The organism is Aureimonas sp. ME7, assembly GCF_903970965.1.
GTDB lineage: Bacteria > Pseudomonadota > Alphaproteobacteria > Rhizobiales > Rhizobiaceae > Aureimonas.
Genome location: NZ_CAJCKW010000016.1, coordinates 1 through 11,969 on the forward strand (window position 1 = coordinate 1; position 11,969 = coordinate 11,969).

Annotated in this window: 5 protein-coding genes; 3 read left to right on the forward strand and 2 right to left on the reverse strand. The window is 64.2% G+C overall.

Features of this window, described 5'->3' with window-relative positions:
* Positions 1-545 precede the first annotated feature (545 nt).
* Positions 546-6,527 (reverse strand): Ig-like domain-containing protein, encoded by a 5,982-nt coding sequence (locus H7A85_RS18735; RefSeq protein WP_182422050.1) that lies wholly within the window; start codon positions 6,525-6,527, stop codon positions 546-548.
* A gap of 68 nt (positions 6,528-6,595) precedes the next feature.
* On the opposite strand from H7A85_RS18735, the gene H7A85_RS18740 reads away from it, so the two are divergent.
* Complete coding sequence (locus H7A85_RS18740) at positions 6,596-6,802, forward strand: hypothetical protein (protein WP_182422051.1); 207 nt, start codon at positions 6,596-6,598, stop codon at positions 6,800-6,802.
* Between the two features lie 340 nt (positions 6,803-7,142).
* On the opposite strand, the gene H7A85_RS18745 is transcribed toward H7A85_RS18740, so the two are convergent.
* Positions 7,143-7,697 carry a TetR family transcriptional regulator gene (locus H7A85_RS18745; protein WP_182422052.1) on the reverse strand — a complete coding sequence of 185 codons (555 nt, stop codon included), beginning with the start codon at positions 7,695-7,697 and terminating at the stop codon, positions 7,143-7,145.
* Positions 7,698-7,785: 88 nt separating this feature from the next.
* Between H7A85_RS18745 and H7A85_RS18750 the strand changes: the two genes are divergently transcribed.
* Together H7A85_RS18750 and H7A85_RS18755 are read left to right on the forward strand one after the other, a co-directional pair.
* Positions 7,786-8,946 (forward strand): NAD(P)/FAD-dependent oxidoreductase, encoded by a 1,161-nt coding sequence (locus tag H7A85_RS18750; protein ID WP_182422053.1) that lies wholly within the window; start codon positions 7,786-7,788, stop codon positions 8,944-8,946.
* Between the two features lie 232 nt (positions 8,947-9,178).
* Positions 9,179-11,320, forward strand: coding sequence for a histidine kinase dimerization/phosphoacceptor domain -containing protein (locus tag H7A85_RS18755; protein WP_244631282.1), 2,142 nt, complete (start codon positions 9,179-9,181; stop codon positions 11,318-11,320).
* Positions 11,321-11,969 lie beyond the last annotated feature (649 nt).

Genomic DNA, 11,969 nt, shown 5'->3' on the forward strand with positions numbered 1-11,969 from the left:
CACGTCCACCTGCCGAAGTTTGGCGACGATCTCTTCCGGCTTGTGCTTCTTCTGTCCCATTCTCGTGTCCTCCATCAGCTCGAAAGCCTACTTCAGGGAGGACCACTTTTCAGGGGGCAGACCAATGGCCCAGGATGTTCTGGGCCCGTCCAATCCGGCTGGAAACCCAGCGATGTCCGCAGTTGGCGACGCAGCCGAAATTCAAGCGCGCAGGTTGGCGCGAGAGCGGCTTGGGGCAAAGCCGACCCGAGATCAAATTGCCGCATGTCGGAAGAAGGAAACGTTCCGCTCCCAATATGGAGCCGCGCACCCGAAAGTTCGTCTTCTCTACCGTTTGTGCAAGAGCTCCGGGTTGTAGCCGCCCCATTCTCGATCGAGTGAAACCTGACGCGTTGGTCGTTCGGATAATCGTAAGGGCTAGGCACCCGAAGCTTTGAAGCGGAGGTTGATCTTGGGTGGAAAGCTTCCATTCCGCTTGGGGCGCGAGCGCCGATAAGCGGGCGGAACGACAGTAGTGCGCGTCATCCCGTCCGCTATGCTGTCCGTTAAGCGAAGTAGTCCACCGTGACGCTGCCCGGCGCCACGCCCTGGAGGACGATAAAGGATCCGTTGGCGAGCGTGATCGCGGCATAGCCTTCGCTGGTCGAGGTGACGGTGTAAAGCTGCCCCCCGGTTTCGATCCGATCGCCCTGGGCAAGCTGGAAATCGGTGATGAAGTCGACCTCACCGGCCCCCACCACGAAGCGGTCCGCACCCGCCCCGCCACCGAGCACGTTCGCTCCCGGTCCACCGATGATGCGATCGTTGCCTGAGCCGCCGAGGATCGTGTCGTTGCCCACACCGCCGTAGACGGTGTTGGCTCCGGTGCCGCTCAGCACCACAACGTCGTCGCCGCCGTTGGCATAGACGGTGTTCGCCCCGTTGCCCTCGATGCGGATCGTGTCAGCCCCGTCGGCGGCATCGCCGTTGAAGGAGCCGCCATAGACGACGTTGTTGCCGTCGCCCCGGATGGTGATCACGTCGCCCGCGCCCGTGCCGCCGTAGACGGTGTTGGCGCCCGAACCGGTGATGATGACCTCGTCCGCGCCGAGGCCGGCATAAACGAGGTTGGGACCCGAGCCCTGGATCTCGATCCGGTCGCCGCCGCCGTTGCCGAACAGCGTGTTGGCGCCGTTGCCCACAATCAGGATGCGGTCGGCCCCATCGTTCGGATCGACGCTCGACGCGCCGCCGTAGACCGTGTTGGCGCCGTTGCCCCGGACTGTCAGGACGTCGCCACCGGGGCCGCCGCCGCCGATTAAGAGGTTGGCGGCGTTGTTGGTCACGTTCACCGTATCGGCACCCGCTCCGGCATAGACTGTGGCTGCCCCTTCGGCTGTATAACGGATCGTGTCGCCGCCGCCGTTACCCCAGACGGAGGCGGCGCCCCGGCCCGACACGATGATCGTATCCGCCCCGTCGTCCGGGTTGTCGGGTCCGGTGCCCCCATACAGAAACGCGACCTGGCCGAGACCCGGAGTGGCGGTGATCTGGTCGGCGCCCGCCCCGCCAAACAGGGTGTCGTTACCCGCGCCGCCGGTGATCGTGTCGTTGCCGGCCAAGCCGTCGATGCGCTCGGAGCCGGACGTCCCAGTCACCAGATCGGGGCCGGGGGTGATGGACGGCGTGGGGTCAGGCGTGGGCGGGGCGGCGGTCGTGTTGGTGACCGAGGTTTCTGTCAGGGTGGCGGCATCGTTGCCCGCCGCGTCCTGGATCGCAAAGGTGTTGTCGCTGGACGGATCCGGATCTGCATAGGCGACCGTCACGGTGGCCCCGGACGCAACGGCCGAGGCCAGCGTCAGCGTCACGGTCGTGCCTGAGGCAGAGACCGCGTCGACGGCGACGGGCACGCCGTTCGCCAGCACCGTGAAGGCGCTCGACCCGGCGCTGGTCGTGCTCAGCGCCTCGCCATAGGTCAGCGTCAGCGTCGCACCGTTCACTGTTGCCGAAGTGAACGTTGGACGCGTCGCGTCGATGGCATCCCCGGGTTGCGTGATTGGCGTGGTATAGGCCGTGTTTGCGTTTCCGGCTCGGTCGATAAGAACGACACTCGTTGGCAGGTCGGCGCTTGCGGCAATGTCTGTTCCTTCCTCCACGGTGAAGGTCGCCGTGTAGGTCGTGGCATCCAACTTCGTCAGGTTGCCGAGCGTCATGCCGGCGATCATCGAGCCTGTGCCCAGCGTATAAGTATCGGCGTCGCTCGTTGTCGTGATCGTCGCTGTCGCGGTGTCGCCGATCCGCAGCGGTGTGTTCGGTATTGAGATCGAGGAAACTGCCGGCGCGACTGTATCGATCACGACCGGCAGGGCGGTGGACGCCATGCTCACGTTGCCCGCCACATCCTCGGCGCGCACGATCAACGAATGGCTGCCGTCGGCGATCCGGGCGCTGGTTAGGTGCCAATCGCCAGACGCATCGGCAACGGTGCCGCCTAGGATGGTCGTCTTGCCTGCGCTGTCGGTGCCGTAGAGGAAGACCGCCGCGTCGGCCTCGGCCTTGCCGCTGAAGACGGGCTGGGCGACGGATGTGATGCCGTCGCTACTGGAGACGCCCTTGTCGCTCGCCTCGGCGAGGACCGGTGCGCCTGGCTGTGTTGGCGCCGTGGCATCGTAGGTGTAGGTCCGCGACAGAAGGGTGGCGTTGGCGTTGCCTGCAGCATCAACGACGCGCACCTGCAGCACACCGGTGCCGCCGATCGTCGCGCCCAGCGTCCAGTTCGTGTCGCCTGTGGCACTAACCGCGTCGCGCCAAGTGGTACCGCCATCGAACGAGACCTGCACCCGCTCGTCTGCCGCGAGCGGCGCGTCCAGGGTGCCGGTGACACTCTGCGCAGAGATCCGGGTGACCAGGTCCCCGGAGGCGCGTCCGCTGTCCGCGGAGAATTTCACCGTCGAAGGCGTGGCGGCTGGAACGGTGGTGTCGATGGTGAGCGCCAGCCCGGCCGAGGCGCCGCTCGTATTGCCCGCGGCATCGACAGCCTTAACCGTCAGCGTGTGTGCGCCATCTGCCAGCTTGCTGCTGGCAATCGACCAGTTGCCGCTCTGGTCGGCGAAGGTGGTGCCCAGCACGGTCGTCTCGTCACTGTCGTAAAGCGTCACGGCGGCGAAGGTCTCCGCCGTGCCGTTGATGACCGGTGTCGTGATGGAGGTGATGCCGTCACCGAGCGTGCCAGTATCGCTGGCGGCGTCGAGTACGGGGGCCGGCGGAGCGGCCGGCGCAAGGGCATCCACCGTAATCGCCAGGACGCCGGAGGACGCGCTCGCGTTCCCGGCAATGTCGACTGCCTTAGTGGTCAGGCTGTGCGCGCCCGCAGTAAGGGGGCTGCTCTTGATCGACCAGATACCGCCTGCGCCGGAGACAGCCGAGCCAAGGACCGTGGTGCCGTTGGTGTCGTAAAGCGTGACGGTCGTACCGACGTCCGCAGTGCCGGTGACGGTGGGTGTCGTGATGGAGGTGAGGCCATCGGTTGCGGAGACGCCGGTGTCCTGGCCTGCCGCCAGCGCGATGCCGCCGGGCGCAGCTGGCGCCGTGCGGTCTACGGTGATGGTGATCGTGCCGGCCACGCTCACGTTGCCCGCCGCGTCGGTGGACTTGACCGTCAGGGTCTGGGTGCCTTCGGGCAGCGGCGTGGAGGGAAGGATGGACCAAGTGCTCGACCCGCTGTTCGACGAGACTGTAGAACCCAGCACGGTGACGCCGTCGGCGGCGTACAGCTGGATGTTGGTGATTTTCTCCGCCGTACCGGTGAATGAGGGCAAAGACAGATTGGTGATGCCGTCGCTCGGGGACATGCCGGTGTCGCTGCCGGGGGCCAGCCTGATCGTGGGCGCGATAGGTGCGGTGGCGTCGATCTGCACCAGGCGAGAGCCCGACAGCGTGCTTGTGTTGCCCGCTAGGTCGACGCTGCGCGCCTGAACTTGGTAGGTTGCGTCTTCGAGCGTCGTGGTTGCCGAGGCCGTCCAGTTGCCGGTGCCATCGCTCTTGCCGGTGGCGACCAGAACGGTGGCCAACTGGCCTTTGCTGTTGGTGTAGGAGCCGTAGACCTCGATGGTGACGTTGGCCTCGCTCACGCCGCTGCCGGCGAAGGTCGGGGTGTTGATCTTGGTGATGCGGTCGGTGGTGCTCGTGCCGGTGTCGTTGCCGACCGCCAGTGCGGGAATGGCAGGCACGGCGGCCGGTGTGGTATCGATCGTCACCGCCAAGCCATCTGATGGCACGCTCAAGTTGCCTGCCAGATCCTCCGTTCTGATCGTGAGAGTATGGGCGCCCGACGTCAGCGTACTAGTGGTAATCGACCAGTCGCCCAGAGCGTCGGCGAGGGTGGCCCCAACACCTGTGGTGCCGTCGGTGTCGTAGAGATAGACAGCGGCATTAGCCTCGGCCTTTCCGGTGACGACCAGGCTGGTCAGGTTGGTGATGCCATCGGTGTTCGACGCCCCGGTATCGCTTGTGGTCGATAGCGTCGGTGCGGCAGATTTAGCCGGGGCGGCAGTGTCGACCACGACGGGCGTCGAGAAGCTGCCGTTGGAGGCTACGTTGCCGGCTAGGTCCACCACCCGCACCTGCAGCGTGCCGTTGGCTGGCAGCGTGACGCCGGAGCGGCTCCAACTGAGCCCGCTCAGCGTGGTGCTCTGCCAGCTTACACCACCGTCGACGGACAGCTCCACAGCATCTCCAGCAGCCGGAGCGGTGCTGAGCGTGCCGGAGACGGTATCGGTGGCGATGCGAGTGACGAAATCATTGCTGTCGCGGCCGCTATCGAGGTTCAACTTCACCGGTCCGAGCGTGATATCCGGCGCGGTGGTGTCGACCGTGATGTTGCGGGTTGTGGCAGTCGGGCTGATGTTGCCCGCCGCATCCTGTGCCCTGGCGCTCAGACGGTAGGTGCCTTCGGCCAGGATGCTGCTGGTGATGGACCAGTTGCCGCTGCCGTCGGCGGTGGTGTTGCCGAGCGCAGTGCTTGTGTCGAAGTCCAGCAACGTCACAGTCGCATTGGCCTCCGCCGTACCGGTGACGGTCGGCGTGGCGTCCGACGTGATGCCGTCGGTCGTGGACTTGCCCGTATCGCTGCCGGCTGCCAATGCGAGACCGGTCGGAGCGGCGGGTGCGGTAGTGTCAAGGACGATGTTCTTGCCGAACCCCAACGAACCTGGAGCACCTGGCGTCGGCAACGTGAGGACAGCGCTGACATTGGCGGCGTTCTTGATGGCTCCGCCGTTGAGACCAAGCGCACTGACCGAGTGGTAGTCGAGGTCCGCGCTGCTTGCGCCTGCCTGGACGGTGTAGTTGAACGTCAAGGTCGACGTCCCGCTACCGCCCGTGTAGTTGATGTAGCGGTCCACCGCGCCGGTCTCCAGGAAGAGTTGCGGCGTGCCGGTGACGGTGACCGCCTCACTGAAAGCGACCTGGATCGAGACGACGCTGCCCGCGCTGTAGGAGCCGTCGGCGGTGCTGGAGGAGACACCGGTAACCGTCGGTGCTGAAGAACTGCCCGAGGCTCGGACATCGGTGATCACCAAGTCCTGGAAGAGTGCGTAATTGTTGGAGGTGAGCACCACCTCCGTCACGTCATCGAAGTCGGTAAGGCCGGAAAAGGATTCCGCCGTGTCGGCGCCGACGGTGAACGTCTTCGATGAGGTGGCGCCGCCTTTGACGTAGAAGGCGGTGAGGGTGGTTTCCCGACCTTGCGTCCTGAAGCCCGTCAGGTCGAAGGTATAGCCCGGGGCGACCGAAATCGAAAAATCGGTGCCGCTGCCGAAGGCGCGGCTCGACAACGCATAAATGCCCGGTCCGATGCCTGTGGCATAACGCGGATCGCTGTCGGTCTGAATGTCCAGGTAGGAAGCCTGCTCATTGGTGACAGCCGATCCGGCCTGGAACGTGAAAACCCCGCCTTGGACGGCGCGAGTGAAAAAATTGTTGCTGTTGCCGTCGAAGTCTTCAGCGGAGTTTTCAACGAACGTAACGGTGTCTAGGGTTGATGCGAAACCGCTGAATTCCATCGAACGCTGCATCACGTCGGGCTCGGCGTATTCCAGCGTCCAGTTGCCGCCCAACATCGCTGCGCCGGTGGTGTCAACCGACGCGGCAATATCAGCGCCCGTCGCTTCACCGAGTGCTTTTACGAACGATGTACCCACATCTCCAGCGGCGACATCGCACCCGTACAGGAGCAAGTCGCCGCCCGCCTTCAGCGCGCTGCCGACGACTAGAAGATCTTCGGCCCTCTGCCCGAGCGCCGCTTCATCAAGCGCGAAGCTGCCGAGTTGAAGACTGCCACGACTGCCATGGGAGATGAGATGGATTGCGTCGTACTGCGTGTGCTCCCTCGCCCAGTCGGCAATTAGAGCGAGGCCGTCCCGCGTGGCGTCGAGGATGACAACTTCAGCGCCTGAACGAACGTTTGCTGCCAGATCCTGCCAGTTCGGGACGTTCGTTTCGATAAAGACGACTTCCCGACTTGCGAACGCGCTTGCAGAACCAATCATGCCTTGTCCCACCCTACGGACGTCGAGATCCCTGCGACACGGTCGCTTCGGATAAACAGGTACCATTCATGAAGGAGCGACAGACAGAGCAATCTTACACCAGCGGCGAAAAATCCGGCACCGTCTTCCTATTCCAGGTTGTGTTTGTTGAAGGGCTGCATTGCCATCGCGCAAGCGGGCTTGCCGCCTTCTCGCATCGCCATATGCAAGTAGGACGCTACAAGCATGATTCTGGTTTGATGACAAACGAGAGCGCTCTCCTTCGCTGGCTTTGAGTTTTGTCATCTTCGTCTTGCTTCGTCGCCTCTGCCAACAGCTTCTTCAAACGAGCGTTGTGACGAATGTTGATCAAGGATCGAAAGCGAATGGACCACTTAATCAACCCATTATTAGGTTGTTTGATTGAACGACTGCTTTCTAGCAAGCCGATCCCAAGCGATTTTGGCTTGAAAGGGTCGATAGCAGCTGGACCGCTTCGGAGCGTCCGCTTCCGCGACGTTGATCGGCTCGGCGGGGTGGGAAGGCGACTGTCCGCTTTCAAGTGCCATCGCCCAGAAAGCGGCCGTTCGCTTCGTGTTTCCATGATAGTGAAACATGGGTTCGCTGCGATGAACCCTATGCGTCGAGATAGGCCTGGATCGACGCGCCGAGGTGCTTGGCGACGAAGTCTCTATCGAGGTTCTGCGCCGGTTCGAAGGCGAGAACGTAGCGTGTCAGCGCCAACCCCAGCATCTGCGAGGCGATCAGGGCCGCCCGGGCAGGAACCGTTGCGGGATCACCGGTCCGGCTGATCGCCGCCACGAGCTGCTGCTCGAAGATCGCCGTCATTCGCGCGCGCGCGGCTTCCTGCGAAACGGCGGCTCGCAGCAGGGCCGGCAGTTCCTCGCCGCCGTTTTCCCAACGGTCCCAGAAATGGCGGACCAGCGTCACGCCGCGCTGGTCCACCGGGATTTCGTCGAGATTGGGGAGGCGGAGATCGAACGGCACCGCAGTCGCGAAGAGCGCTTCCTTCGAGCCATGGTAGCGCATGACCATCGAAGCGTGGATGTCGGCTTCGTCGGCGATTGCTCGAATGGTGGCGCGTTCATAGCCCACCCGAGCGAAGACGAGCCTTGCGGCGGCGGCGATACGCTCACGCGTGGCTTGCGAACGGGGCTGGCTCTTGGTCATGGCTCGCTCCAGTTATGCAAACGATTGTTTGCATCAACGACATCCCTTCGATATATATGCAAACATCTGTTTGCATTGGGAGGAGTGAATGGGTGCTCTGCCGCGACATTCCGACGTCGTCATCGCTGGGGCGGGTCCAACCGGACTGAGCCTAGCCCTGGCGCTGCACCATCAGGGTATCAGGCCGCTGCTTCTCGACCGGCGAGTGGACTGGCCGAACACCTCACGGGCCGGGGTGGTCCATGCTGGCACGCTTGAAGCGCTGGAGATGCTGGACGTCACCCCGGACCTTTTAAGGGAAGGCATCCGCGTCCCCACGTTTCGCATGCGTGACCATGACCGAGCGCTGATGACGGTGGACTTCTCCCACCTTCCGACGCGCTATCCGTTTGCGCTGATGTGCCCGCAAGATCGCACCGAGGCCATTCTGCGCGAGCGCCTCGCCATGCAAGGCGGTGTTATTACGGGCGACGCGAACGTCACATCGTCCCGTCGAACCCGTGATGGCATGGAGGTTACGGTCCAAACCAGCGAGAGCATCCAGACGATCACGGCGGATTGGCTGATCGCTTGCGACGGCGCGCACAGCACGGTGCGGGACACTACCGGGATCGCATTCGAGGGAGCCGGCTACGAGCAGGTGTTTGTGCTCGCCGACGTTCATATGACCTGGCCGCTGCCACGCACCGAAGTGAGCCTGTTTCTGTCCGACGACGGGCTCCTGGTGATCGCGCCCCTGCCAAACGATCGCTTCCGAATGGTGGCGACCGTTAATAAAGCCCCCAGCAAGCCCGACGTCGCCTTCATGCAGAAACTTCTGACGGGTCGCGGTCCCACGCATGATGCCCGGATCGACGGCGTGATCTGGAGTTCGCGGTTTCATGTGGCGCATCGTCGTGCGGCTCGCGTCGTCCAGGATCGTGTGATCCTATGCGGCGACGCGGCCCATGTTCACAGTCCCGCCGGCGGGCAGGGCATGAACCTTGGGATTCAGGACGCCGTTTCGCTCGCATGGCCTCTCGTCAGCGCCATGCGAGGCGGGAACCGCGGCGATGTGGAACGGTGGGCCGCTCGACGGGCGGAGATCGCCAAGAGCGTCATCTCCCTGACCGATCGGATGACGCGAGCGGCCAGCCTGCGATCCGGCTCGATGCAGGCCATGCGGAACCTAGCCCTCCAGCTTGCAGACCGCATGCCGGCGGTTCCGAAGGCACTGGCCGCTCAACTGGCGCAACTCGGGAAACGCTGACTGATCGGGGACGAACAGGTCCGCTTTCGGAGAAATAAAGGGCCGTAGCGAACGTCTTGGAAGGATCGATACTGGCCTGAGCTCGGTACGGTCCTGTGGCTCCGCCCTGTTTGGCCAAAGACATATGGCCGCGCTGAATGGGCTGCCTTGCGTCGACCCCCGCCATTGCTCAATTCCCACCGTGTCCCCTATACCGACGGAGCGCTTCGTTTACCTTACGACCGGAGGCTTCGTGCTCCATCAAACCTCCTCTGCTCTCGACCTCACACTCTGCGATCGCGAGCCGATCCATATTCCCGGCGCCATCCAGCCACATGGGTTGCTGCTCGTGGCCGATGCGCGAACCGGGCTGGTGGAAGCGGTCGCAGGCGATGTCGAGGATCGGCTCGTGCCAAGTTGGGTCGACGTGCCCTTGGCGGACCTGATCGGCCAGCCGTTCGATCCGGCCGCCTTGGCGGCGCGAGACGTCGTGGCGCTTGAGCCCGTGATCGGACAGCGCGAGACCTTCGACGTTTCGGCGCATCGGTCGGGTGACCGTATCCTGGTGGAACTTGAGCCCACAGAGGCGGCCGGCGAACGGCCGCTCGCCATGCTGGCGATGATGGAAACCGCAAGCCAGCGCTTCGAACGGGCGATCGGTCTCGGCGATCTCTACCGCGAGGCGGCCGAGGTGTTCCACGAGCTGACCGGCTACGACCGCGTGATGGTCTACCGCTTTCTGGAGGACGAGGCCGGCGTCGTGGTGGGCGAAGCGGATGCGGACGGCGTCGGCTCGTTCATGAACCACCACTTCCCGGCAGGCGACATTCCCCGTCAGGCGCGCGAGCTCTACATGCGCAACCGCATCCGGGTCATTCCGGATGTCGGCTACGAGCCGGCGCCGCTTCGCACGCAAGACGCATCGCTCCACCCCCTCGACCTCAGCGATGCCGCGCTGCGCAGCGTATCGCCGATCCATCTCCAGTACCTGCGCAACATGGAGGTCGCAGCCTCCGCTTCGGTCTCGATCGTCCAGGACGGCGTCCTGTGGGGCCTGATCGCCTGTCACAACCGGACGCCGCGGCGCCTGTCGCAGGCCGTGCGCATCGCGTGCCGGACGCTGGCCAGCGGCCTGTCGCGGCAGATCCGCGCCAAGGACGAGGCGGTTCTCTACCGCGAGCGTATCCGGCTGCGCTCGAGCGAGGACGCGGCCTGCGCCAAACTCGGACGCGACACGACGCTCGCCGAGTTCTTTCGGGAGGCGGGCCGGGATCTGTGTACGATGCTGTCTGCGGACGGTTTTGCCGCGATCCAGGGTGGCGACCTGTTCACTTATGGGCGTTGCCCGGACGCTTCCGCGATCCACGAACTCGGCTCCCATGCGCGCCGCACCGTGTCCCATACGCCCGCCGCCACCGACCGCCTATCGGAACAACTGCTGGAGGCGGGGCGCTACCGCGAGGCGGCAAGCGGGCTCCTTTCCGTCGTCATGTCGACCGAGGTTCCAACGATCCTTCTGTGGTTTCGAGCTGAGAAGCTCGAGGTCGTCAACTGGGCCGGGAACCCGCACAAGGACGTCGCGGCGGATCCGAATGCCATCCTCACCCCGCGCTCGTCCTTCGAGGATTGGAGCGAGACCGTGCGCGGACGCTCGAGGCCGTGGTCGCTGGCCGAAATCGAATCCGCCGGACGCCTCGTGCGTCTCCTGCGCGAGGAGCGCGGCACGCAGCGCCTTCGTACGCTGAACGAGGAATTGGCCGTCACCATCCGCGAGAACGAGGCGCTGATCGGGCAGAAGGACTTCCTTCTGAAGGAGGTCAATCACCGGGTCCAGAACAGCCTCCAACTGGTGATGACCTTCCTGCGCATGCAGGCGCTGGAAGCGTCGGGCAGCGAAGCGGTGGCGCATCTGGCGGAAGCGCAGCGCCGCATCGGCGCGGTCTCGCTCGTGCATCGCCGGCTCTACAACGGCGCCAGCGTCGAGGTGGTGGACCTTGCCCGCTATCTCGAGGAACTGGTCGAGGAACTGGCGTCCTCGCTCGCGGACGGCTGGCGCGAGCACATCCATTTCGACCTCGTGCCGGTCCTGATCTCGGCCGACCGGGCCGTTCCGGTCGGGCTGATCGTGACCGAGCTCGTGATCAACGCCAGCAAGTACGCCTACGAGGGCAAGGCCGGACCGCTGGCCATCGCACTGGAGCAGCACCACGACCGCTTCCGCCTGATCGTCGCCGACCGCGGACCGGGCAAGGGAACCAGCGTGAAGGGTACGGGCTTCGGCTCGCGGATGCTGAACGCGGTGGTCGGCCAGATCGGCGGAACACTGGAGAACCACGACAACCGGCCCGGACTGCGCACGACCGTGTTGGCGCCAGTCACGATGAACTGGTCCTGACGTCTGCCCGGCGCCTTTCCGACACGGTTTCTTCAAGGCGGCTTCGCACGCGTCGGCTAACCGTGATGGCGGGAGCGGGGATGGTCCGGGGCTGGGATCGTGGTAGCCCGACCTCCGGTGTCACGTATGGGTTGCCAGATTGGTCGGCGACATAGTTTCGCGCCTTCTAGCCGCGTCAAAGTACGGCGCCCTGTCCGTGCTAAACGGCTCGATCGCGCTGAGTTGAACATTAGAGCCGCAGGGCGGTGAGCCGTGTCTGCGATTTCATTGGAGCGAGATGGGCGGCCCGCCTGTCGTCACGCCGAAGCGTCGCGGCTTCGGCTCGCGTGTCGTGGAAAGCCTATTGGAAGCGGAAATCAGTGACCGCGCCAAGTTCAGCTTCCGACTCGCAGGCTTCGCCTACGAAGTAGTCGCACCACTTGCCGGGCTTGTCGAGGAACCACGCTGAGATGGTGCAAAGGGGCTGTTCGCTTTCAGAAAGTTGAGTTCTTCCAATCAACGGCTGATACGGGTCCAGGCTGTGTCAAAATGTCGTGGCTGGTTGTTGTTCGGTGTTTTGGGACTGAGGGACTGGCTGAACCTCTAGAGAAGGCGCCTTGCGGCTGCGTTTTTCGATCATCGCAGGGTAGAAAAATCCAGTCGGTTTCCG